This is a genomic window from Sphingopyxis sp. YR583 (assembly GCF_900108295.1).
Classification (GTDB): domain Bacteria; phylum Pseudomonadota; class Alphaproteobacteria; order Sphingomonadales; family Sphingomonadaceae; genus Sphingopyxis.
Genome location: NZ_FNWK01000005.1, coordinates 165,028 through 188,173 on the forward strand (window position 1 = coordinate 165,028; position 23,146 = coordinate 188,173).

The window sequence follows — 23,146 nt, forward strand, 5'->3', positions numbered from 1 at the left end:
GGGGGGCGTGACCGAACTGCTGCGGCTCGACAGCGTGGCGTGCATTCGCGGCGACCGGCTGCTCTTCGAGAATCTGTCGCTGGTGTTGAAGCGCGGCGACGCTCTGTGGCTGCGCGGCCCCAATGGTGCCGGCAAATCGAGCCTGATCCGTCTTGCCGCCGGACTGCTGCGCCCCGAGGCGGGGACCGTCCAGCGCCACGAACGTGTCGCCCTGATCGACGAGGCGGCGGCGCTCGACACCGAACTGCCGCTGCGCCGCGCGCTCGATTTCTGGGCGCGGGTCGATACTGTCGATGGACACATGGTCGACCGCGCGATGGACGAGATGGCGTTGGCGCCGCTTGCCGAGGTTCCGGTGGCGATGCTTTCGACCGGTCAGCGCAAGCGTGCGGCGATGGTGCGCGTGATCGCCAGCGGTGCGCCGATCTGGCTGCTCGACGAGCCCGCGAACGGCATGGACGATGCGGCGCAGGCGCGGCTGGTCGCGGCGATTGCAAAGCATCGCGCGAATGGCGGCGCGGTGCTGCTGGCCTCGCACTTCGCGCTCGGAATAGCCGATCTTGGCGAACTCGATATGGGCGCACGCGCTTGACTGCGCTCATCGCTCTTTTCTGGCGCGACCTGCGGCGGGCATGGGGCAGCGGCGCACTGTGGCTACCCGTGCTTTTCTTCCTGCTCGTCGCGACCGCCTTTCCCTTTGCCGTTGGCCCCGACGCGCCGCTGCTGCGCCGCGCGGGTGGCGGGATGCTGTGGGTCGCCGCCCTGCTCGCGGCGCTGCTCCCGATCGACCGGCTGGTAAAGCCCGACAAGGATGCCGGAGTGCTCGACCAACTCGCCGTGCGGGGCTTCGCCGACGAAGTTATCGCGGCGGTCAAGATCGCCGCGCATGCCATCGGTTTCGGGCTGCCGCTGATGATCGCCCTTTTCCCGGCATCGGCGTTGCTGGCACAGGATGCGGCACGGACCGGACTGCTCGCGACGGGCATCGCCGTTGCCGTTCCGGCGCTTGCGTCGCTCGCCGTTCTGAGCGCGGCGCTGACCGCAAATCACAAGGGCGGCAGCGCGATCGGCGGCCTGCTGATCCTCCCGCTCGCAGTACCGATGCTGATCTTCGGTGCCGGAATGCTCGATCCATCGGGACGCGGGGCGATCAAGCTGCTGGCGGCGACCAGCCTGCTCCTCACCGTGATCGGGCCATTCGCGGCGGGCGCGGCGCTCCGCGGGCTGCGCGAATGACGCCCGCCCACGACTGAGCATCTTGCGCTACCTTCCGTTTACGTTAAGGTCAGTTTCAAACAGCAACCGGAGAGACTGATTCATGGCCCTTCCCCCGATTTTCGACCGCCTGCGCTTGCCCGTCATCGGTTCGCCGCTGTTCATCGTATCAGGGCCCGAACTCGTCATTGCGCAGTGCAAGGCCGGTGTCGTCGGCAGCTTCCCCGCGCTCAACGCGCGCCCGCAATCGCTGCTCGACGAATGGCTGCACCAGATTACCGAAGAGCTTGCGGCCTGGGACCGCGACAATCCCGACCGGCTCTCCGCCCCCTATGCGGTCAACCAGATCGTCCATAAATCGAACGACCGGCTGGAGCAGGACATTGCGACCTGCGCCAAGTGGAAGGTGCCGATCACGATCACGTCGCTCGGCGCGCGCGAGGAACTCAACCAGGCCGTGCATGGCTGGGGCGGCATTACGCTGCACGATGTCATCGACGACCGTTTCGCACGCAAGGCAGTAGAAAAGGGCGCGGACGGCCTGATCCCCGTCGCCGCGGGTGCCGGGGGCCATGCCGGCCGCCAGTCGCCCTTTGCGCTGGTGCAGGAAATTCGCGAATGGTTCGACGGCCCCGTCGCGCTGTCGGGCGCGATCGGCCACGGCCGCTCGATCCTCGCCGCGCAGGCGTGCGGCGCCGACCTCGCCTATATCGGCAGCGCCTTCATCGCGACCGCAGAAGCCAATGCCGACGAAGGTTACAAGAGCGGCATCGTCGAAGGGCGCGCCGCGGACATCGTCTATTCGAACCTTTTCACCGGCGTGCATGGAAACTATCTGCGCCAGTCGATCGTCTCGGCCGGGATGGACCCCGACAATCTGCCCGAAGGCGACCTCAAGACGATGAACTTCGGATCGGGCGGCAATACCAAGGCCAAGGCGTGGAAGGACATCTGGGGTTCGGGCCAGGGCATCGGCCCCGTCACCGCCGTTCGCCCGGTCGCCGAGTTCGTCGGCGAACTGGAGGCGCAATATCTCGCCGCGCGCCGCGAACTCGAAGCCAAGGTTCGGCTGTAAACCGCACGCCCATGTCGCCGACCCAACGGTCGGCGATCCCGGCCCGACAGAATGAGCTTTCAATCCCCCCTCTCATCCGCGGGAGGGGAGAAGGAAGGCGGTTCCCCGCAGTTTCCGACCCGCTGTAACGAAAAAAGGCGCCGCGATTGCTCGCAGCGCCTTTTTCACGAACTGGATCCCGAACGGGAAACGGGTCTTACTTGATCCCGTCGCGCTCCATCCGCTTGCGCTCCATCTTGCGGGCGCGGCGGACGGCGGCAGCATGCTCACGCGCACGCTTTTCGCTGGGCTTCTCGTAATGACGGCGCAGCTTCATTTCGCGATACACGCCCTCACGCTGCAGCTTCTTCTTGAGCGCGCGAAGGGCCTGGTCGACATTATTGTCGCGAACGATGATCTGCATACGCCGTGTCGTCTCCTGTTCGTCAAAACGATCGAGGCACCGGGAAACCGGTTTGCCGTAAATCGCCGATATTCGGGCAATAAAAAGAGCGCCGCGATCACGCGACGTTCCGATGCTGCGCCAACTAGAGAGATTCGCGTCGAAATGCAAGCCCCAACGCGGCAAACCGCACCCGCCGTGCCGCGAGACCGCCCTGCCCGCTCGCGGGATTGTGCCGCGCCCCATCCTTATGGCATAGGTAGCAGGACGAAACTAACATCATAATGAGGGACAGGCAGATGGCGACCCAGCTCAAGCGCAACAGCAAATATAGCGAAGCCGAATGGACGGCGCGGCAGGAGCTTGCCGCCTGCTACCGCATCTTCGCGATGATGGGCTGGGACGAGATGATCTTCAACCATATCACGGTGAAGGTGCCCGACGAGGAGGGCAGCTACCTCATCAACCCCTATGGCATGCATTTCAGCGAAGTGACCGCCTCGACGCTGATCAAGATCGACATCGACGGCAACAAGGTCGACGAGGACAATCCCTGGCATGTCAACAAGGCGGGCTTCGTCCAGCACAGCCTGTTCCACCGCGTCCTGCCCGACGCGCATGCGATCATCCACACGCACACGACCGCGACGGTCGCGGTCTGCGCGCTCGAAGGCGGACTGCAGCCGGTCAATTTCTACGCCTGCAACTTCGCCGGCCAGCTCGCCTATCATGATTTCGAAGGCGTCACTGTGCGCGAGGAAGAAGGCGAGCGGCTGGTCCAGAATCTCGGCGACAAGCGCATCCTGATGCTCAAGAACCACGGCCCCGTCGTGATGGGCAAGACGCTGACCGAAGCCTTCATCAAATATTGGGCGCTCCAGCGCGCGTGCGAGATCCAGATGGCGACGATGAGCATGGGCAAGCCGATCACCGTCCCGCAAGAGGTGATCGCGGTCCACCAGCGCGACCTGTTCATGGCCTCCATCCCCGGACAGGCGGGCAAGGCCGAGTTCGACGCGATGGTGCGCAAGGTCGACAAGATCGACACGAGCTGGCGTGACTAATCCCGCTGCTGCGCTAACAGGGGCGGCATGACACGATTCTCGGTCAACGACCGCCCGGTCGAATATCGCATGGAACCCGAAACGCCCCTGCTGTGGGCGCTGCGCGACGCGTCGAACCTGACGGGGACCAAATATGGCTGCGGCACCGGCGAATGCGGCGCGTGCACCGTCGACATCGATGGCGAGGCGATTCGCAGCTGCATGGTCACCATTGCCGAGTGCGAGGGCCGTTTCGTCACGACGATCGAAGGGCTCGCGCGCGACCGCAGCCACCCGGTGCAGCAGGCGTGGGTCGCCGAGCAGGTCCCGCAATGCGGCTTTTGCCAGTCGGGAATGATCATGGCGGCCGCGTCGCTGCTCCGGTCGAACAGCAATCCGAGCGACGCCGAAATCGACGCGGCGATGACCAATATCTGCCGTTGCGGCACCTATCCGCGCATCCGCACCGCCATCCGCCTTGCGGGCCGCGTAATCCGTGGCGAGGAGCGCATTGCCGCCGCGCCGCCGCCCGGCATCCGTCCCGAAGATGCGGCGCAGGCGGTCCCGGCGCTCCGCCTGCCGCCCGGCCGCTGAACGGCACTGTTCATCTAGCTGAACCGCAGGCAACAACGCGGTCAGCAGCCGATCATCTTGCGGAGCGTAAGAATCGATTCATCATCCCGGCTGGCGTCTCCAGCAAACGGGACATGAGTTGGAGAATGGCGAGATGAAGAAGATGTTCGGAGGGTTGCTGATCGCTGCAACGATCCTGACCCCGATCGCGCCCGCCGCCGCACAGGCGTCGGGCGAACGGGTGCAGATCGCACAGCGCGGCGACCGTGGGGATCGCGGACCACGCGGCCCCGAAGCACGCCGCGGTGGCGGAAACTGGAGCGGTCAGGCCCGGCCCGAGCGCCAGCAAAGCCAGCCGCAGCAAGCCCCGCGCCAGCAGCAGCGCGGCGAAATGCGCCAGCAGCAATGGCAGCAACGCGGCAATGACCAGCAGCGGCAAGCCCAGCGTCAGCAGTGGCAACAGCAGCGTGGAGACGACGCGCAGCGACAGGCCCAACGCCAGCAATGGCAGCAGCAGCGCGGGAACGAAGCCCAGCGCCAGCAATGGCAGCAGCGGCAGGCCGAACAGCGCCAGCGCGGCGGCGCTTATGACCGCAACCGCGACGGTCGCACCGACCGGCAGTGGGACCGCAATCGCGACGGCCAGGTCGATCGTCAGTGGGATCGCAACCGCAATGGTCAGGTTGACCGGCGTTACGATCGCAACCGGAATGGCGACCTCGATCGCCGCTGGGACCGCAACGACAATAATCGCGTCGACCGGCGGTACGACCGCAACCGCAACGGTTATGTCGACCGCCGCTATCGCGACGGGCGCAACGACCGCTGGGATCGCAACAATAGCCGCTGGAATCGCGACTGGCGCAGCGATCGTCGCTACGACTGGCGGAGCTATCGCGACCGGAACCGCAACTATTATCGCCTTCCCCGCTATTACAACCCGTATCGCGGCTATGGCTACACGCGCTTCAGCATCGGTTTCAGCCTGAATTCGCTTTTCTATAGCTCGCGCTACTGGATCAACGATCCCAGCTATTACCGCCTGCCGCCCGCCTATGGTGGCACGCGCTGGATCCGCTATTATAACGACGCGCTTCTGGTCGACACCTATTCGGGCGAAGTGATCGACGTAGTCTATGATTTCTTCTGGTAATATTCCTTTCGGTTATCAGATGACAAACTGAGGGGCCGGCTCGACCGGCCCCTTTTTTTGAACGCGGCCGGTTCGCCGATCCCTCTTTTATGCGCTTGCCCTGCCCCGTTCGCCGCGCCACGGTGGCGCAATCAAACAGGGGAGACTTCATGCGTAAACTGGGAATGGTCGCAGCCGCGACGCTCGCGTTGCTCGGCACTACGGCCTATGCGAAAACGACCGTCATCTATGCGGGCCGCGTCATCACCGACGCCAGCAAGCCCGCGCAGGGCCCCTCGACCGTCACGATTACCGACGACCGTATCACCTCGATCGCTCCCGGCCGGACCGAAGCGCCCGCAGGCGCCGAAGTCGTCGACCTCGGCGACAAGACCCTTCTCCCCGGCCTCATCGACCTTCACGTCCACCTGACCGGCGACCCCGGCGACGATTATCGCGCAGCGACGGTCGACCCCGATGAATGGGGGGTCGTCGTCGGCGCCAAAAATGCCTCGATCACGCTGCGCGCCGGCTTCACGACGGTGCGCGAGGCAGGGTCGGCGCAATATACGGCCTTCTCGCTCCGCCGCGGCACGGCGAACGGCTTTATCGAAGGTCCGCGTATCGTCGCTGCGGGGCCCGCGCTGTCGATCATCGGCGGGCATGGCGACGTGACGGGCTTTCGCGAGGATATCCATGCCGTTCTCGATGAAGGCTATACCTGCACCGGCGCGGTCGAGTGCGCTGAAAAGGTACGCAAGGCATCGCGCGCCGGCGCCGACGTCATCAAGATCACCGCAACCGGCGGCGTTCTGTCGCAGCAGGCCCGCGGGCTCGAAGGCCATTTCACCAGCCCCGAACTGCAGAGCATCGCCGACACCGCCCACTCACTGGGCCTGAAGGTCATGGCGCATGCGCATGGCGCAGGCGGGATCACCTCGTCCGCCGCCGCCGGCATCGACAGCATCGAGCACGGCACCTTCGCCGACGATGCGACGCTTCAGGTTATGAAGGCCAAGGGTACATATCTCGTTCCGACGCTGATGGCATTCGAGGGCATCCGCGAAAGGCTCGGCAAGGGCATCTATACGCCGACGGTCGAGAACAAGGTGCGCATGACCCTGAACGACGTCGGCAAGGCCGTGACCCGCGCCAAAGCGCTGGGCGTGCCGATTGCGTTCGGCACCGACGCCGGTGTCTTCGAACATGGCCGCAACGGCGGCGAATTTGCGCTGCTGGTCAAATATGGGCTGACACCGCGCGAGGCACTGGCGAGCGCAACGACGGTTGCAGCAACGCTCTTGTCGCTCGAAAGCGAAATCGGCCGGATCGCGCCCGGCATGTCGGCCGACATGATCGCGGTCAGCGGCGATCCGCTGAGCGACGTGACGGTGCTGGAAAAGGTCGACTGGGTGATGGCGCGCGGCCGCATCGCCAACTGATGTATCGTCACGCGGCGCGGCGGATCCGTCCCCGCGCCGGCGTGGTGGCCTTCGAGCCGATCAGCGCGTCGAACTCGATCGCTTCGGAGAATTTGACCCCGACGCGGTTGCCCGCCGACCAGCGAGCTTCCGCATCGACGGTCTGGTCGGGACCGAATTCGAGCGTCAGCGGCGTCCCCGGCGGGACGTTCCATAGCCCCTCGATCAGCGCTCCGCGCGACGATATGTTGCGGACGATCCCCTCATATCGATGCCCGCCGCTGCCGACCTGGATCGTGCGAAAGATGGTAAGCCGCGACTCGCGCGCGCTCTTATACCCCTTCGCCTCGACGCGCCCGCCGCCGTCGCGAAGCAGCGCCAGCACCTCGACCAGATCCATCGGTTTGCCATAGATATAGCCCTGTACATGACTGCACCCGAGCCCGCGGATCAGCGCGAGGTCGTCGTGCGTTTCGACACCCTCGGCGGTCGTTTCCATGTTGAGCGCCGTGGCGAGCCCGACGATCGACGAGATGATTGCCGCATTCATGCTGCTGGGATCGGCAGCGCCAAGGACGAAGCTCTGGTCGATCTTGATCTTGTCGAACGGCGCCTTTTTGAGATAGCCGAGCGCCGAATAGCCGGTGCCGAAATCGTCGAGCGCAAGCCGGACGCCGGTCCGCTTCAGCTTCTGGAACATGGCGAGATTTTCGGGGCTCTCGTCGAGGAAAACACCCTCTGTAATTTCGAGCTCTAGCTGTTCGGGGCGGATACCTGCCGCCGACACGGCGCTCATGATCGTCGTGGGCAGTTTTTCATTGGCGAACTGGCGCGGCGAAACGTTGACCGCGACGCGGTAGCCGGGGCCAAGATGCGCGATCGCGGCGCAGGCCGACCGGATGATCCATTCGCCGATCGGCACGATGAGGTTCGATTCCTCGGCAATCGGAATGAATTTCGACGGGCTGATCAGGCCATCGGTCGCGTGGTGCCAGCGGATCAACGCTTCGAATCCGGTGATCCGTTCGCTCCCGACATCGACGATCGGCTGGTAAAGCAGCCTCAGCTCGTCTTTGGCGAGCGCATCGCGCAAGGCATCCTCGATCGCTTTCCGTTCGCTCGCCTGATTGTGCATCGCGTCGGCATAGAAACGATAGACGCCGCGCCCCGCGTCCTTCGCCGCATAAAGCGCGAGGTCGGCGTTGCGCACCAGAGCCGATCCGGTCGCGCCCTGCCCGTCCGATACCGCAATGCCGATCGACGAGCCGATGCGGACCTGTTCGCCCTCGATCGCGAACGGCTTGGCGAGGCTCAGGATGATCGCATTGGCGATGCCCGCCAGCTTTTCGGGCTGGCTCATCTGCGGGACGACGATCTGGAACTCGTCGCCGCCGAGCCGGCCGACCTGTCCCTTGTCGCCGACGATCTGCGTCAGCCGGCCGGCAACCTGCTGCAACAACTGATCGCCAACCGGATGGCCGAGCGTATCGTTGACCGCCTTAAACCGGTCGAGGTCCATCAACAGCAGCGCGCACGGCTGCGGCTGGCCGCTATGGCTTTTGAGCGCGCGTTCGAGCAGATCGGTGATGTGACGCCGGTTCGCCAGCCCGGTGAGCGTGTCGTAGCGGGCAAGCTGGTTGATTTCGCGCTCCGACCTTTTCTTGTCGGTGAGGTCGGTGCCGCTGCCGCGGAACCCCTGAAAATTGCCGAGTTCATTGCTGATCGGGTGACCCGATATCGACCACCAGCGTTCCTCGCCGACAACCGCGGCCTGTACCGTCAACTCCTTGAACGGCGTGCGCGACGACAGGCTGAAGCCCAACGTCCGCTCTTCGCTTTCATCGTTGCCGATCCGTTTGCGGATGATGTCGGTGAACGGATGGCCGATCAGGCCCGAGAGAGGGCGTTCGAGCCGCGCCGCGACCGTCGGCGAGATATAGACGAGATGACCGTCGCGATCGGTTTCCCAGAACCAGCCGCGCCCCGCGCGTTCGAAATCGCGCATCAGGTTCAGCGCGCGCTGCTGCTCACTCACGCTCAGGCGCGCCGCGCGCGTGGCGCGGCGCTGATGCCGTACATCCTCGCGCATCATCACGATCAGCAGGCCGAGGAAGACTAGGCCGGCAACCGCGAACGGCCAGGATGCCACGCCGATCGCGCCGCCCAGCGCCGTTGCGCCGGCGAAAGCGAAAAAGGCGGGACGGACGACCGCGCACGCCGACGCCGCGACGAGGAGGGAGCCGATGTGGATCGCCGTGAAGGCATCGAAATGGAGGCTGCCGTCGGGGATCGAGATCGCATCGAACATCGCCGCCGCGTTGAGCAAGGTGCCGATCGCGATCAGCGCCATGCACAGCATCGCCATCAGACGCACCCGACTGTGCGCGATCGGACGCGATGTCCGCATCGCCTGGCCGATCACCGTCAGCGCAACGTCGCATGGCAACCCCGCCGCCATGACGAGCCAGTGCGATGGATGGTCGAGGAAACCGGCGATGCCCGGGAGGAAAGCGAAGGTCAGAAAAGCAAGGACCCGGCCGATCAGCACATAATGCCACAGCTTTGCCACGCGCATCAGGTGCGTCACAAATTCCGGCGAATCGAACAGCGAGTCGCCCGATGGCAAATCGCTTCCTCCCGCCCGGATGATGTTACGCCGAACCCCCAATTTCCTGATATTCCCCGCTTGTCTGATCGCGGCAAATCTCTGGCCGGGAGGGGTTTCCAAATCCTTACCAAATCGCCTTCAATGTCCCCGTTACTGTGCCAAAACGGAAGGGGTTTGGTTTCGGTTCGCAACTTGTTATAGCCGGGTCATGCCCGCCGTCCGCCTGTTTCCGCCCGACCGCTTCTTCGACCGTGCCGAATGGTCGGCGATTACGCGCGCTTCGTCCTGGCAAGGGATCTGGCTGGTCGCGCATGCCTGGATCGTCAGCATCGCGCTCGTCGGCCTCGCGGCCTGGTCGCAGAACCCTGTCGCTTGGCTGCTCGCGATCATCGTTGTCGGTGGACGCCAGCTCGGCCTCGCGATCCTGATGCACGATGCCGCCCACGGCGCGCTCCATCCCAACAGGAAAATCAACAATTTCCTGGGCCAATGGTTGACCGGCGCCGCGGTCGGATCGGACCTGATCGCCTATCGCACCTATCATCTGCAGCATCACAAGTTCACCCAGCAGCCCGAAGACCCCGATCTGTCGCTGTCCAAGCCCTTCCCTACGACGCGCGCCAGCCTTTGGCGCAAAGTGCTGCGCGACATGACCGGGCAGACCTTCTTCAAGCAGCGCATGGCGCAATTCGGCTTCGCTTTCGTTGGATTGAAGGCAATGCTGCGCGGCGAGCAGGGCCAGAAAAGCGGCGCGAGTACGAAGGCCGGAACGCCGTTCAACAAGCAGTCCGACGACGGCATGACGTCACCGACGATCGACATTGCAGGGGCGACGGCGGTGGCGCGCGCGGTCGGACGTTTTCTGGTGGTGCAGGCGGTGCTGCTCGGCCTGTCGCTGGCATTCTATGGCTGGACGCCTTACCTGCTCTGGCTCGCGGGGCTCGCGACGACTTTCCAGCTTTACCTGCGTATCCGCAACATTGCCGAGCATGCGTGTACGACGACGGGTAGCGACGATCCCTTTACCCATGCGCGGACCACCCATGCTGGCTGGCTGGCGCGCGCGACGGTTGCTCCATATTGGGTGAATTATCACGCCGAACATCATCTGTTCATGGGGGTGCCCTGCTATCGGCTGCCGCAGGTTCATGCCGCGCTTGGCCGCGCGGGCAAGCATGATGCGATGACGATCGCGCCGGGCTATGCCGCTGTGCTGCGGCAGGTGACCGCGAAAGGCTGATCAGCCCTCCTGAACGAAACGCGCGCCGGCGCGGTCCTTGACCGTCTTTTCGGGGTCGAAGATCATCCCGTTCATCGCGACATAGACGCCCGGCGGCAAGGTCTGCGCCGCCGCCAGCGCGAAGCCGACGTTGAATTCGGCATCGCTCGCACGCACCGACGCGGGCTGCATCGCCCCCGTCATCACGATCGTCTTGCCGGCAATCCCGGCCAATACGCGGCCGGTGACGACCATCGTGTCGGTGCCGTGGGTGACGAGGATGCGTGACGCATCGCTCGCGGCGACCGCGGCACGGATCGCCTCGCGGTCGGCATCGTCCAGTTCGAGGCTGTCCTTGCGCATCAACTGGGTGACGCGGTGCGGGACGTGGACATTATTCTCGCGCAGCATGTCGGGGATGGCTGCGGGGCCGATCTGGAATTCCGAAAGCGCGTCGAAATAGACTTTGTCGATCGTCCCGCCGGTGGTGAAGATGTCGATGACGTCGCTCATGCCAGCGCCTCGGCGATCAGGCGCCGGCTGTTGTCGATCCCGAACAGCGCGATGAAGCTGCCCATGCGCGGCCCCGCGCTCGATCCGAGCAAAGTTTCGTAGAGCGCCTTGAACCAGTCGCGCAGATTTTCGAACCCATAGGCCTCGTTCTTGCCGATCTCATACACGATATTCTGGATATCGTCGGCCGAGGCGTCGGCTGGCAAGTCCGCGAGCTTGTCGTCGAGTTCCTTCAGCGCCGCCCCCTCGCCGCCCTGCGGCTTGCGGCGGTTCAGCGTCGGCGCGACATAGTCGCGGTTATACGCCATCGCATTGTCGATCAGCCCGTCGAGTTCGGGATAGGTCGCCGCGTCCGCGCCGTCGACATATTGGCCGAGGTAACGCCAGATCTGCTCCTTCGACGCGTCCGCGCCCATCACCCCGACGAGGTTGAGCAGCAACCCGAAGGTCACCGGCAGCTGCGTCGCGGGCACATCCTGCCCGCGCGCGACATGGACATGATGCACGGGATTGCCGAGCTTCTTGTCGCCTTCCTGCGCGGGATAATTGCCACGCATCTGCAGATATTCGTCAACCGCCTTGGGCACCACGCCGATGTGCAACTGCTTCGCGGCCTTCGGTTCGCGGAAAGCGAAAAAGGCCAGGCTTTCCTCGCTGCCATAGCGCAGCCATTCCTCGATCGAGAGGCCATTGCCCTTCGACTTGGAAATCTTCTCGCCCTTTTCGTCGAGGAACATTTCGTAGATCAGCCCCTCGGGCTTGCGCCCGCCGAGCGCCTTGGCGATCTTGCCCGACTGGACGCCGCTGTCGGTCAGATCCTTGCCGTACATTTCATAGTCGACGCCAAGCGCGACCCAGCGCATCGCCCAGTCGACCTTCCATTGCAGCTTCGCACCGCCGCCGAGGATGCTGTGCGTGATCGTCTCGCCCTCGTCCTCGAACGACACCAGCCCCGCGTCGGCATCGACCACCGTTACCGGCACCTGCAGCACGATGCCCGACTTCGGGCTGACCGGCAGGATCGGCGAATAGGTCGCGGCGCGCTCGGCGCGCAGCGTCGGCAGCATGATGTCGAGGATGTCCTGATTGTGGCGCAGGACATTCTTGAGCGCGTCGTCGAACGCGCCCGCCTTGTAACGCTCGGTCGAGCTGACGAACTCATATTCGAAGCCGAACCGATCTAGAAACTCGCGCAACATCGCATTGTTATGATGCGCAAAACTCTCATACTTGCCGAACGGATCGGGAATGTCGGTCAGCGGCTTGCCCAGATATTCGCGAAGCATGTCGCCGTTCGGCACATTGTCGGGCACCTTGCGGAGACCGTCCATATCGTCGCTGAACGCGACGAGGCGCGTCGGCGCGCCGCCGGTCAGCGCCTCATAGGCGCGGCGGACCATCGTGGTGCGGAGCACTTCGTTGAAGGTGCCGATATGCGGCAGTCCAGAGGGACCATAGCCCGTCTCGAAAATCACCGCCTCGCCGCCGGGCTTGCCGTCGGGATAGCGTTTGACCAGCTTGCGCGCTTCCTCGAACGGCCAGGCCTTGGACGTTTGCGCGGGTTCGCGCAGCGAAGGATGAAGATGCAAGTCAGTCATGCCGCGCCCATAGCGGCAAGAAGCGGGAATGGGAAGGAGACGGGCCTTTTTCCCGTCGATCTCACCCGCGCGGCGGCATCGCTGGCATGAAGCTGCTCCGGCGCAGCAATGCGGCCGACACGAGCGAGACCAGCAGCGCGACAGGGAATATCTCGGTCAGCGTCAGCGCCATGCGGAAGAGCGGGTTTTTATATTGCTCGGCCATCACGTTCATCTCGGCAGAGAATTTTGCGATCTCGGCGGCCGGTTTGCCGGCGGCGCGCATATCCTCAACGCTCTGCGCGATATAGTCGGCCATGAAGGTACCGCCGGTCTGCCACATGTAAACTTCCCAGCCGAGAATGTAGAAGAGCGACGCGACGAGCCCGATACCAAGGCCGACGCCCACCGCTTTCCAGAAGGTGATGACGCCACCCAGATTGATATCGCGATACCGCTTCACGCCGATGAATATGAAGATCAGCGCAACCAGCATCGACAGATAGCCGGCGACCATGCCCATTGCGCCATGGTCGGCGACGAAGGTGATGCTGATGAACATACCGATGATGACAATGACGCCCGCGATGGCGCCGTAGACTGCAATGATCCTGCCCATATTCTGTCTCCCCGAATGGTGAATGCCACGGAGGATGGATCGGAACAACGGATGGAATCTATCGCCCAAACGGGTGATTTGACGCGATTAGTCCGATTTTACGGCAGGATGTTCAGCGTCCGCGCCTTCTGCACGGCCTGTGTCCGGCTGGCGACTGCCAGCTTTTCATAAACGCGCGCGACATGCGTCTTCACCGTGTTCGGGGAGATATCGAGCTGCCGCGCGATCACCTTATTGGCGTGCCCCGCCGCCAGCATTTCCAGCACCTCGCATTCGCGTGCGCTAAGCCCCAGCGCGGCGATTGCGGGATCGTTGCGCACAAAGGCCTGGCGCGGCCGCGAGGTCAGCCGGTTGCCGGCCCATATGCCCAGCGCAACGCAGACCAATGCGATACAGACGACGTAGAATTCGCCCGACCAGCGATGCACCGTATGTTTATAATTCAGCCACTCGAGCAGAAGGGCCGCAGCCGCAAGCGCGATGCCGTAAAGGAAGATCGAGCGGGCCATGGTCCCGATAGATCATTATCGGCCATCGCTTGCAACATCGCGCCGCCCCGCACCACTATCGTTACCGGAAAATTTACCATGCGGGCGTAGCGTCCCGTTCATGGATAACTTTCGCACCCCCACTGCTCGCGGCCACAAGCGCACGCCGGTTTCGATCGACGTCACCGTCAACGGCGTCCTCAACTTCATCGAGGGCCGGATCACCGACCTGTCGGAAGGCGGCGCGCGGATCGACGGAGCGAGCATGCCCGCGCGCTCGCGCTGCGAAATCCATTATTGCGGAGAGGTAACCTATGCCGTCGTCATGTGGTCGGAGTTCGACCGCATGGGCGTCCGCTTTCCCTATGAACTGACGCACGGCCCGCTCTACAACGCGCTGAAGCTCGCGCGAAACGCGTCGATGGTCGAGCCTGCGCAGATTTTCCAAGCCGCGCGTCCGATCAGTTTCGGCCGGCGCGGGCTTAACTGAGCGGGATCAAAAGGGCGCGATAGCCACACCGTCGCGCTCATTATCCCAGATCATCGCCATGATCCGCCAGCCACGGTCGGGGTCATTGAACAACTGGATCGAGTTCACGCCGCGCCGCTCCGGCACGGTGTCGTCGGGCGACGCGCGCGCTTCATAGGCGCTCCAGACATGCGCGATATTTCCCAATATATCGATCCGCCGCCCGGTCTCGATCTCGAAAAAGTCGTTCCCGGCAAAGAAGGGCGTCGTGTCGCGCGCATAATCGGCGAGACCCATGCTGCGAAACGTCGCGCGTCCGTCTTCGCCTATCCATGTGCGTATCTGCCGCGCGTCGGGATGAAAACAATTGGCCTGCCGCGACCAGTCGCGCGGCCCCTTGGGGCCGGAGATCATCGCATACATTTCATCGACCACCGCACCGATCGCCGCCGCTTCGCTCATATTGATCGTCCTTTCTCGTTGCGGAGGAGAGGAATTCCCTCCTCCGTTCGCCCTGAGCTTGTCGAAGGGCTGTTCTTTCTTGTAACCAAGCCGCCATGGGGTTCTGGGCCTATATTCTGCACTGCCGCGGCGGTGCTTTCTACACGGGCCACACGGATAATCTTCCTCACCGCATAGGGCAGCATGAATCTGGCACTATGGCCGGCTTCACCGCCGACAAATTGCCCGTCGTTCTTGTTTGGAGCCAGGAATTCTCCACGCGCATTGAAGCATTAGAAGCAGAACGCCAAATCAAGGGCTGGAGCCGTGCCAAAAAGATGGCTCTCATCCGGGGCGACTGGGCCAGGATTTCTGCTTTGGCAAAAGGCAAGAACGGTCCTTCGACAAGCTCAGGACGGACGGATGAATTGTAATCAGGAGGCAGTCGTCCACCTTGCCGCGTTCGCCTTTTGTCCCTAGCGTCGTGCGATGGCCCCCGACCCGCTTTCCCTGCCCGCAATCCATGCGAGTCATATCGGCATCTGGATTGCCGACACGCACGGCCGCGTGCAGCGCGTCGGGCGCGGCGAAGCCATTGCGGCGGTCGCGGCGACGCCGCACTTGCTGCTCAACGCGACGCTGACTGGCGACCGGCTCGGCTATCCCGAACTGTCGGGGCTCGATCTGCTCGAACTGTTCGCTTTCCTTTATCCCGCACGGTTCGCGGTGCCGACCCCGGCGGGAATCGCAGGCGCGGTTGGCCTTAATCCACCGAAAAGCGAAGAGGATATTGCCGCCTTTCTGCCCAAGGCCGCGGCGGCGATGCTCGCCAGCCTTGCCGACCCGAAGTGGCCCGAACGCGAAGGCGCCTGGCACGGGGTCCAGGCCTTGTCGCGCCAGCGCTGGTCATGGTCGCCGCTCGTCCAGCCGCGGCTGTCGCAACCCGATGCCGATGAACGCTGGCTGTTCGCACGGCTGCCCGAGTGGGAAGAACAGCCGCCGCGCGGCGCGCCGCGACAGGTCAATATCAACGAAGAGGACGTGGCGGCGCGGCTCGACCGGCTGACCGGCGACGGAGCCGAACGGCGACCGGGGCAGCAGGATTATGCGCGCGCGACCGCCGCGATCTTCGCGCCGCGCGATCGCAAGGATAGCCCGCAAATGCTTGTTGCCGAAGCCGGTACGGGCATCGGCAAGACATTGGGCTATCTTGCCCCGGCCAAGCAGTGGATCGACCAGTCCGCGGGCGCGATCTGCATCTCGACCTACACCAAGGCGCTGCAACGCCAATTGTCGCGCGAGACCGAAAAGCTTTATCCCGACGCCGCGACGCACCGCGAAAAGGTCGTCGTGCGCAAGGGCCGCGAAAATTACCTCTGCCTGCTCAACCTGGAAGATGCGCTGCAGGGCGGTTTTTCGGGTCGTGCCGCAATCCTCGCGCAACTGGTCGCGCGCTGGGCCGCCTATACGCGCGATGGTGACATGATCGGTGGCGACCTGCCCGGCTGGCTTCCGGCGCTGTTTCGCCGCAACGGCACGACGGCGCTGACCGACCGGCGCGGCGAGTGCATCTATGCCGGTTGCCCGCATTTCCGGAAATGCTTCATCGAGCATTCCGCGCGCGCGGCAACGCAGGCCGATATCGTCATCGCCAACCATGCGCTGACGATGGTGCAGGCGGCGCGTCCGCGCGATAGCGGCGCGCCCGCGACGCGGCTGATCTTCGACGAGGGCCATCATCTGTGGGATGCCGCCGACAGCATGTTCGCGGCGGCGCTGACGGGTCAGGAAGCGGTCGAGATTCGCCGCTGGGTGCTGGGGCCCGAGGGCAAATCGCGCGGACGGCGGCGCGGGCTCGCCGCGCGGCTTGCCGATGTTGCCAGCTATGACGAGGCGGGCGACCGTGCGATCCAGGCGGCGATCGCGGCCGCCGCCGAATTGCCCGGCGATGGCTGGCTCGGCCGCTTGTCGGAAAACGACCCGTGGGGCGCGATCGAACGGTTGCTCGTCGCCGTGCGCGCCATGGTCTATGCGCGCAGCATCGACACGCGCACCGCCGACGCGGGCTATGGGCTCGAAACCGAACTCGCCGACCCCGAGCCCGAACTGGTCACGGCGGCAGCGGGCGCGAGCGACGCAATCGAAGCACTGCTGCGTCCGCTGATGGCACTTGGGAAACGGCTCGAGGCGCTGATCGAGGATCCGCCCGACTGGCTGGACGGACAGGCCCGCGCGCGCGTCGATGGCGCTCGGCACAGCCTTGGCACGAGGATCGACACGCTCGGCGGCTGGCTTTCGCTGCTCGGGCGCGTCGGCGGCCCGGCCGACCCCGATTTCGTCGACTGGCTTGCGGTCGACCGTTACGACGGCCGCGAGTTCGATACCGGCTTGCATCGCCACTGGCTCGACCCCGCCCGGCCGATCGCCGACGTCGTTTATCGCCCGGCACAGGGCGTGCTCGTCACCTCTGCGACGCTGCGCGGCAGCGGGCGGAGCGGCAGCGGATGGGCCGACGCCGACATCCGCACCGGCGCGCGGCATATGGAGGGCGGCGTCCAGCATTTCGCGGTGCCGAGTCCCTTCAATTATGCGCGCCAGTCGGAAGTGCTGATCGTCACCGACATCGCGCGCGGCGATCTCCCTGCCCTTGCCGGCGCCTATAGCCGGCTGATCGAGGCGTCGGGCGGCGGGGCGCTGGGGTTGTTCAGCGCGATCCGGCGGCTTCGCATCGTCCATTCGCGGATCGCCGACCGGCTGGCGCGCGCGGGGCTGCCGCTGTTCGCCCAGCATGTCGATCCGCTCGATACCGGGACGCTCGTCGACATTTTCCGCGCCGATCCGCACGCGTCGCTGCTCGGCACCGATGCGCTGCGCGACGGGGTCGACGTTCCCGGCGATTCGCTGCGACTGGTGGTGATGGAGGGTGTGCCCTGGCCGCGCCCGACGATCCTGCACGCCGCGCGGCGCGCCGCGCAGGGCGGCAGCGCCTATGACGACATGGTCATCCGCGGCCGCATCGCGCAGGCATTTGGCCGCCTGATCCGCCGCGCCGACGATTTCGGCCAGTTCGTGATGCTCTCGCCGAGTTTTCCTTCGCGCCTGCTCAGCGCCTTCCCCGAAGGCACCCCGATCCGCCGCCTGCCGCTCGACGAGGCGGTCAATCATGTCGCCGCGGCGAATGTCGAACGTAGAAAAACCGCCTTTCCAGCCTTTTCACCGTCATAAGTTTCCGGCACAAGGCCTGCGAGTTGAGGGATAGCGCAGCGGCGCGGGGAGCGATTTTTGAAGACTTTGACCATCCTGCGCCACGCCAAATCGGGTTGGGACGTCCAGGTCGAACGCGACTTCGACCGCCCGATCAACAAGCGCGGCGCGCGGGGCGCCGAACTGATCGGCCAGTGGCTGAAGCGGCAGAAGCTGCCCGTCGACCGCATCATCGCCTCGCCTGCGGTGCGCGTGACCGAGACGCTCGACATCTTCCAGCCCGCCGCCGACCTCGACACGATCGAGCCACACTGGGACCGGCGCATCTACCTCGCCTCTGCGGCGACGCTGATCGACGTGATCCGCGACACCGGGAAGGATGCCGAACATCTGCTGATTTCGGGGCATAATCCGGGGCTCGAGGATTTGATCCTGATGCTCGTTCCCGATGTGGCGGACGATGAATTGCGCGCGAAAGTCGAGGAAAAACTGCCAACGTCGGCGCTCGCACGGCTCGAGCTCGACATTGCCGACTGGCACGATCTCGATACGAACAGCGCGCGCTTCACGGGCTTCATCCGCCCGCGCGACCTCGATCCGGCGCTCGCGCCGGCGATGGATAATGATTGAGACCTTAGCTCTGTTTTAACCGAGCGCGGCGGCGAGCCGCTCTCGAAGCGCAACAAGCCGCTCGACCGGAATGCCGGTCTTTCGCACCGGAGTACCGCTGTCGAGCACCTCGCGCGCTAGCGGTGCTCGCGTCGTCGCCACGGCCGCGCCCGGCTCTGACAACGCCTTGCGCGCGCCCTCGACGGTGAAGCCCTGCACATGCAGCAAATGATGGATACGCTCGGCGAGCGCCACATCCTCCGCGCGGTAATAGCGGCGGCGCCCTGAACGCTGGAGCGGCTTCAGCTGCGGGAAACGGGTTTCCCAATAACGCAGGACATGCGTCGGAACGCCGATGCGCACCGCGAGTTCGCCGATGGCGAGCATGGCGCCGGACGCCTTGCCGCCATCGTCGGTCATGTCAGAACCCGGCATGGGTCAGATCCGGCCCGGTTTATTTGCCGGCAACGCGGGCTCGCATCGTCTGGCTGGCGCGAAAGGTCATCACGCGCCGCGGCAGGATCGGCACTTCGATGCCGGTTTTGGGATTGCGGCCGATCCGCTGCGCCTTGTCGCGCAGCACAAAGGTGCCGAAGCCCGAGATTTTCACATTCTGCCCGACCGCCAGCGCGTCGGACATATGATCGAGAATCGATTCGACGATCGCGGCGGATTCATTGCGCGACAGGCCGATCTGCTGATTGATCCGTGTCGCAATGTCTGCCCGGGTGAGCGTCCCTGCTGCCATGATGATCCCTTCCCCCTCACTGAAGCGAATATAGCGATTGAGTCCGCGACAGCCCCCACCGTCACGAGTCCCGTCCGCATATGTAACAAATGCGAATTAATCCGCCAAACTGAAACGGATGGAGCGAGAAGTTGATGCGCCGGAACGAAACGTCAGACGCGGAGGACAGCAGCGCCCCAGGTAAAGCCGCCGCCCATCGCCTCGAGCACGACAAGGTCGCCGCGCTTGATCCGCCCATCGCGCACCGCAAGGTCGAGTGCGAGCGGCACCGAAGCCGCCGACGTGTTGGCGTGCCGATCGACCGTCAGCACGACGCGTTCAGCCGGTAAGCCCAGCTTTTTGGCGGTCGCGTCGATGATCCGCTTGTTCGCCTGATGCGGCACGACCCAGTCGATCTGATCTGCCGACAAGCCGACCTCGGCCATCACTTCGCCCAGTACCGACGCGAGGTTGGTGACGGCGTGGCGGAAGACTTCGCGGCCCTGCATGCGAACGTGGCCGACGGTGCCCGTCGTCGACGGTCCGCCGTCGACATAGAGCATATCTGTGTATTTTCCCTCGGCATGGAGGCGCGTCGCGAGGATGCCGCGGTCGTCGGCGACCTCTTCGGCCGACAGGACGATCGCGCCGGCGCCATCGCCGAACAGAACACAGGTCGTGCGGTCCTCCCAGTCGAGGATGCGGCTGAAGGTTTCCGAACCGATCACCAGCGCATGCTTGGCAGCGCCGGTGCGGAGCATCGAGTCGGCGACCGATACGGCGTAGAGAAAGCCCGAACAGACCGCGGCGACGTCGAAGGCGATGCAATCGGGCGTGCCGAGCAATGCCTGCACCTTGGTGGCGCTGGCCGGGAATGTATTGTCGGGGGTTGCGGTGGCGACGATGATCAGACCGATGTCAGACGGTTCGAGCCCCGCGGCCGCGAGCGCCTGCTTCGCGGCATCGGCGCCCAGCGTCGCGGTCGTCTCGTCGGCCTCGGCGATATGGCGAAAACGGATGCCGGTGCGTTCGACGATCCACTCATCGCTGGTATCGACACGTTCCGCCAGTTCGGCGTTCGAAACGCGCGTGCGCGGCAGGGCCGAGCCGGTACCGGCCAATATGGCGCGCAACGTCATGCCGCGGCGCCGCTACGGAAGTTCGCGAGATCTTCGGTCACCTGACGCGTGATATCCTTCTCGATCAGCTCGGCGCAAAGATGGACGCAGTTTGCGACCCCCTTCGCATCGGCGCTACCATGGCTTTTGAGCACCACGCCGTTGAGGCCCAGGAACACTGCGCCATTGTGGTTGTTGGGGTCGAGGTGATGTTTGAGCAATTCGGTCGCGGGGCGCGAAATCAGGAAGCCGATCTTCGAGCGGACCGACGACGTAAAGGCGCGGCGCAAGAGATCGGTGACGAAACGCGCCGTCCCCTCGATCGTCTTCAGCGCGATATTGCCCGAAAAACCGTCGTGGACGATCACGTCGACATCGCCGCGCGACAGTTTGTCGCCCTCGATGAAACCGGTGAATTCCATCGGCAGCCCCTGCGCGCCGCGGAGCAGCGCCGCAGCGTCGCGGATCTCGTCGGTGCCCTTCAGTTCCTCGGTACCAATGTTGAGCAGCGCGACTCGGGGTTTTTCCAGCCCCATCGCGGTGCGCGCATAAGCCGCGCCCATCACCGCGAACTGGACGAGATTGTTGGCGTCGCAATCGGTATTGGCGCCAAGGTCGAGCATCACGACGTCATTGTCGCCGAGCGACGGCAACAGTGCCGCAAGCGCCGGGCGATCGATGCCCGGCATCGTGCGCAGCGCGAGCTTGGCCATCGCCATCAGTGCGCCGGTGTTGCCTGCGGACACGGCGCCGCCGGCATCGCCGCGTTTTACCGCATCGATCGCCAGCCCCATCGAGGTGCTTTTCGCCTTGCGCAGCGCCTGGCTCGGCTTGTCCTCGCCCGAGACAACGCCGTCGGTGTGGAGGATATCCGACGCCGCGCGCAGGTTCGGGTGATTTTCGAGCGCAGCCTTGATCTGCACCTCGTCGCCGACGAGGATGAAGCGGAGGCCATCATGCTTATGGCGCGCCATTGCGGCGCCGGCGAGCATCATGCGCACGCCGACGTCACCGCCCATCGCATCGATTGCGATTCGCGGTGTCAGTACCATTTAATGCCCTCCGGCTTGATTATTATGCGCCGACCGACACCACTTCACGGCCATTATAATGGCCGCAGGCGTTGCAGAGATTGTGCGGGCGCTTCAGCTCGCCGCAGTTCGGGCATTCCTGAAAGGCTTCAACCTTCAGGCTGTCGTGGCTGCGACGCATGCCGCGCTTCGAGGGCGAGGTTTTTCGCTTGGGAACGGCCATGATATTTCCTGCATTCTAAATAAAGTGTCACGAATCGGCTACCCGGATTTGTCACTTCCGTTGCCGGAAATAACTGGCCCGCCCGCCAAGCCGAAGGCTGTTCCCGGCCAAAAAGGTCAGGAAAATCTTCCGCCGGAGGGTGCCTCAACGCCAGATGGTGTCGGGTGCCGGATCGGGCGCGGCTATAGCGTTTTTGCCCGCAAAGGCAAGCCCATTGCGTCCATCATCTCGAAGGCTTGCCGCCTTGGTTCGGGGATGTCACAGCTGTGTTGCTCGATCACGACAATGTGGCAGCTGACAATGTGGGGGAAGCAACATGATAATATTGCCGATCAGCCTGACGATCGCCGCGGGGGCGGCGCTGCTGAACCTGTGGCTCTCGATCCGGGTCGGCCGCGTCCGCACAAAGGAAAAGGTCTTTATCGGCGACGGTGGCAACGACCTGCTGACGCGGCGCATGCGCGCGCACAGCAACTTCGTCGAAAATACCGCGTTCGTGCTGATCCTGCTCGCCTTGGCCGAACTCGGCCTCGGCTCGTCGATGTGGCTGTGGGGCGTCGGCGCACTCTATCTGATCGGGCGCATCCTGCACGCGATGGGAATGGACGGGATGATGTGGGGCCGGATGGTCGGCACGATCATCACCATGCTAACGCAGCTCGGCCTCGCGATCGGCGCGCTTGCGATCGTCTATCTGACGCCGACGAGCATCACCACCGACATCGTCGAAACCGAAGCCGCAGCGCCGAAATAACCAGCCTAATTGCCGAGGGCCATATCGCTCACGAACGGATTGGTACGCCGTTCGTGAGCGAAATTGCTGTGCGCACCGTGCCCCGGCAGAAAGGTCGTATCACCGCCGAGCGGCCACAATTTCTGTGTGATGGAATCGAGCAATTGCTGGTGATTGCCGCGCGGAAAGTCGGTGCGCCCGATCGATCCCTGAAAGATCACGTCGCCGACGATCGCCAGTTTCGACGGTGCATGATGGAAGACGACATGCCCCGGCGTGTGCCCCGGGCAGTGGATGACGTCGATGGTGAGGTTGCCGACGGTCACCGTGTCGCCGTCGACGAGCCAGCGATCGGGCTCGAACGCTTCGCCCACCATGCCGAACCGCGCGCCATCCTCGGCAAAGGCCTCGATCCAGAAACGGTCGTCCTCGTGCGGCCCCTCGATCGGCACGCCGAGTTCCTTCGCGAGCATTCCCGCCTGCCCGCAATGGTCCATATGGCCATGGGTCACGAGGATCTTCTCGACCTCGACGCCGGTCTGCTTCACCGCTTCCTTGAGCTTGGGCAGGTCGCCGCCGGGATCGACGAAAGCCGCCTTGTTGGTTTCGGTGCACCACAGCAAGGTGCAATTCTGCTGGAAGGCGGTCACGGGCACGATCGCCGCGCGCATCGGAGGATTTGGTGCGTTCATGGCGCCCGATGTGGGGAAATGTGCCGCTGAAGGC

At 64.3% G+C, this 23,146-nt stretch carries 26 protein-coding genes; 13 read left to right on the forward strand and 13 right to left on the reverse strand.

What is annotated here, in order from left to right; all coding sequences use genetic code 11:
* Positions 1-7 precede the first annotated feature (7 nt).
* The 3 genes from ccmA to BLW56_RS19745 all read left to right on the forward strand — a co-directional run bounded on the left by ccmA (position 8) and on the right by BLW56_RS19745 (position 2,290).
* Positions 8-592 carry a heme ABC exporter ATP-binding protein CcmA gene (gene ccmA / locus BLW56_RS19735; protein WP_093513124.1) on the forward strand — a complete coding sequence of 195 codons (585 nt, stop codon included), beginning with the start codon at positions 8-10 and terminating at the stop codon, positions 590-592.
* Positions 589-1,236 (forward strand): heme exporter protein CcmB, encoded by a 648-nt coding sequence (locus BLW56_RS19740; RefSeq protein ID WP_093512927.1) that lies wholly within the window; start codon positions 589-591, stop codon positions 1,234-1,236. The genes ccmA and BLW56_RS19740 overlap by 4 nt, the downstream gene beginning before the upstream one ends.
* An 82-nt stretch (positions 1,237-1,318) precedes the next feature.
* Positions 1,319-2,290, forward strand: coding sequence for an NAD(P)H-dependent flavin oxidoreductase (locus BLW56_RS19745; RefSeq protein ID WP_093512929.1), 972 nt, complete (start codon positions 1,319-1,321; stop codon positions 2,288-2,290).
* 196 nt (positions 2,291-2,486) lie between these two features.
* Here the strand turns inward: BLW56_RS19745 and rpsU are convergent, their stop codons facing one another.
* On the reverse strand, positions 2,487-2,693 hold the full coding sequence (gene rpsU / locus BLW56_RS19750; RefSeq protein WP_037510267.1) for a 30S ribosomal protein S21: 207 nt from the start codon (positions 2,691-2,693) through the stop codon (positions 2,487-2,489).
* A gap of 278 nt (positions 2,694-2,971) precedes the next feature.
* On the opposite strand from rpsU, the gene BLW56_RS19755 reads away from it, so the two are divergent.
* The 4 genes from BLW56_RS19755 (at position 2,972) to BLW56_RS19770 (ending at position 6,862) form a co-directional block, all read left to right on the forward strand.
* Positions 2,972-3,736, forward strand: coding sequence for a class II aldolase/adducin family protein (locus BLW56_RS19755; protein WP_062181995.1), 765 nt, complete (start codon positions 2,972-2,974; stop codon positions 3,734-3,736).
* A 27-nt stretch (positions 3,737-3,763) separates the two neighbouring features.
* A complete protein-coding gene (locus BLW56_RS19760) occupies positions 3,764-4,309 on the forward strand; it encodes a (2Fe-2S)-binding protein (RefSeq protein WP_093512930.1) in 546 nt (181 codons plus the stop codon).
* A gap of 133 nt (positions 4,310-4,442) precedes the next feature.
* A complete protein-coding gene (locus BLW56_RS19765) occupies positions 4,443-5,441 on the forward strand; it encodes an RcnB family protein (protein ID WP_256203719.1) in 999 nt (332 codons plus the stop codon).
* A 149-nt stretch (positions 5,442-5,590) separates the two neighbouring features.
* Positions 5,591-6,862 (forward strand): metal-dependent hydrolase family protein, encoded by a 1,272-nt coding sequence (locus tag BLW56_RS19770; RefSeq protein ID WP_093512932.1) that lies wholly within the window; start codon positions 5,591-5,593, stop codon positions 6,860-6,862.
* Positions 6,863-6,869: 7 nt separating this feature from the next.
* Here the strand turns inward: BLW56_RS19770 and BLW56_RS19775 are convergent, their stop codons facing one another.
* Positions 6,870-9,428, reverse strand: a complete 2,559-nt coding sequence (locus tag BLW56_RS19775) for an EAL domain-containing protein (RefSeq protein WP_256203720.1) — start codon at positions 9,426-9,428, stop codon at positions 6,870-6,872.
* Between the two features lie 229 nt (positions 9,429-9,657).
* On the opposite strand from BLW56_RS19775, the gene BLW56_RS19780 reads away from it, so the two are divergent.
* Positions 9,658-10,689 (forward strand): fatty acid desaturase family protein, encoded by a 1,032-nt coding sequence (locus BLW56_RS19780; RefSeq protein WP_093512935.1) that lies wholly within the window; start codon positions 9,658-9,660, stop codon positions 10,687-10,689.
* Here BLW56_RS19780 and BLW56_RS19785 read toward each other — a convergent pair whose 3' ends face one another.
* The 4 genes from BLW56_RS19785 to BLW56_RS19800 all read right to left on the reverse strand — a co-directional run bounded on the left by BLW56_RS19785 (position 10,690) and on the right by BLW56_RS19800 (position 13,886).
* Positions 10,690-11,181 carry an asparaginase domain-containing protein gene (locus BLW56_RS19785; RefSeq protein ID WP_093512937.1) on the reverse strand — a complete coding sequence of 164 codons (492 nt, stop codon included), beginning with the start codon at positions 11,179-11,181 and terminating at the stop codon, positions 10,690-10,692.
* Positions 11,178-12,779: a lysine--tRNA ligase gene (locus BLW56_RS19790; protein ID WP_093512939.1), complete on the reverse strand. Its 1,602-nt coding sequence runs from the start codon at positions 12,777-12,779 to the stop codon at positions 11,178-11,180. The genes BLW56_RS19785 and BLW56_RS19790 overlap by 4 nt, the downstream gene beginning before the upstream one ends.
* Before the next feature lie 61 nt (positions 12,780-12,840).
* Complete coding sequence (locus BLW56_RS19795; RefSeq protein ID WP_093512941.1) at positions 12,841-13,377, reverse strand: DUF4199 domain-containing protein; 537 nt, start codon at positions 13,375-13,377, stop codon at positions 12,841-12,843.
* A gap of 98 nt (positions 13,378-13,475) precedes the next feature.
* The gene (locus tag BLW56_RS19800) at positions 13,476-13,886 is read right to left on the reverse strand and encodes a response regulator transcription factor (protein WP_093512943.1); all 411 of its coding nucleotides are present in this window, start codon (positions 13,884-13,886) and stop codon (positions 13,476-13,478) included.
* Between the two features lie 100 nt (positions 13,887-13,986).
* Here BLW56_RS19800 and BLW56_RS19805 point away from each other — a divergent pair, with 100 nt between their 5' ends.
* Complete coding sequence (locus BLW56_RS19805; RefSeq protein ID WP_093512945.1) at positions 13,987-14,355, forward strand: PilZ domain-containing protein; 369 nt, start codon at positions 13,987-13,989, stop codon at positions 14,353-14,355.
* Between the two features lie 6 nt (positions 14,356-14,361).
* On the opposite strand, the gene BLW56_RS19810 is transcribed toward BLW56_RS19805, so the two are convergent.
* Positions 14,362-14,796, reverse strand: coding sequence for a hypothetical protein (locus BLW56_RS19810; protein ID WP_093512947.1), 435 nt, complete (start codon positions 14,794-14,796; stop codon positions 14,362-14,364).
* A 95-nt stretch (positions 14,797-14,891) separates the two neighbouring features.
* Here BLW56_RS19810 and BLW56_RS19815 point away from each other — a divergent pair, with 95 nt between their 5' ends.
* From BLW56_RS19815 to BLW56_RS19825, 3 genes are read left to right on the forward strand one after another with little or no spacing between them, the layout of a single operon-like run.
* Positions 14,892-15,209: a GIY-YIG nuclease family protein gene (locus BLW56_RS19815; protein WP_093512948.1), complete on the forward strand. Its 318-nt coding sequence runs from the start codon at positions 14,892-14,894 to the stop codon at positions 15,207-15,209.
* Between the two features lie 55 nt (positions 15,210-15,264).
* Positions 15,265-18,000, forward strand: coding sequence for an ATP-dependent DNA helicase (locus BLW56_RS19820; protein WP_093512950.1), 2,736 nt, complete (start codon positions 15,265-15,267; stop codon positions 17,998-18,000).
* A gap of 57 nt (positions 18,001-18,057) precedes the next feature.
* Positions 18,058-18,609 (forward strand): SixA phosphatase family protein, encoded by a 552-nt coding sequence (locus BLW56_RS19825; RefSeq protein ID WP_093512952.1) that lies wholly within the window; start codon positions 18,058-18,060, stop codon positions 18,607-18,609.
* Between the two features lie 15 nt (positions 18,610-18,624).
* Here the strand turns inward: BLW56_RS19825 and BLW56_RS19830 are convergent, their stop codons facing one another.
* From BLW56_RS19830 to rpmF, 5 genes are all read right to left on the reverse strand, one after another.
* On the reverse strand, positions 18,625-19,023 hold the full coding sequence (locus BLW56_RS19830) for a MerR family transcriptional regulator (protein ID WP_256203721.1): 399 nt from the start codon (positions 19,021-19,023) through the stop codon (positions 18,625-18,627).
* Between the two features lie 19 nt (positions 19,024-19,042).
* On the reverse strand, positions 19,043-19,336 hold the full coding sequence (locus BLW56_RS19835; protein WP_056373946.1) for an integration host factor subunit alpha: 294 nt from the start codon (positions 19,334-19,336) through the stop codon (positions 19,043-19,045).
* A 152-nt stretch (positions 19,337-19,488) separates the two neighbouring features.
* The gene (locus BLW56_RS19840) at positions 19,489-20,454 is read right to left on the reverse strand and encodes a beta-ketoacyl-ACP synthase III (protein WP_093512957.1); all 966 of its coding nucleotides are present in this window, start codon (positions 20,452-20,454) and stop codon (positions 19,489-19,491) included.
* Positions 20,451-21,485: a phosphate acyltransferase PlsX gene (gene plsX, locus BLW56_RS19845; RefSeq protein WP_093512959.1), complete on the reverse strand. Its 1,035-nt coding sequence runs from the start codon at positions 21,483-21,485 to the stop codon at positions 20,451-20,453. The genes BLW56_RS19840 and plsX overlap by 4 nt, the downstream gene beginning before the upstream one ends.
* A 22-nt stretch (positions 21,486-21,507) precedes the next feature.
* A complete protein-coding gene (gene rpmF, locus BLW56_RS19850) occupies positions 21,508-21,687 on the reverse strand; it encodes a 50S ribosomal protein L32 (RefSeq protein WP_011541714.1) in 180 nt (59 codons plus the stop codon).
* A gap of 316 nt (positions 21,688-22,003) precedes the next feature.
* On the opposite strand from rpmF, the gene BLW56_RS19855 reads away from it, so the two are divergent.
* Entirely contained in the window at positions 22,004-22,441 is a 438-nt protein-coding gene (locus BLW56_RS19855; RefSeq protein ID WP_093512961.1) for an MAPEG family protein, read from the forward strand.
* A 5-nt stretch (positions 22,442-22,446) separates the two neighbouring features.
* On the opposite strand, the gene BLW56_RS19860 is transcribed toward BLW56_RS19855, so the two are convergent.
* Positions 22,447-23,112: an MBL fold metallo-hydrolase gene (locus BLW56_RS19860; protein ID WP_093512963.1), complete on the reverse strand. Its 666-nt coding sequence runs from the start codon at positions 23,110-23,112 to the stop codon at positions 22,447-22,449.
* Positions 23,113-23,146: the final 34 nt, after the last annotated feature.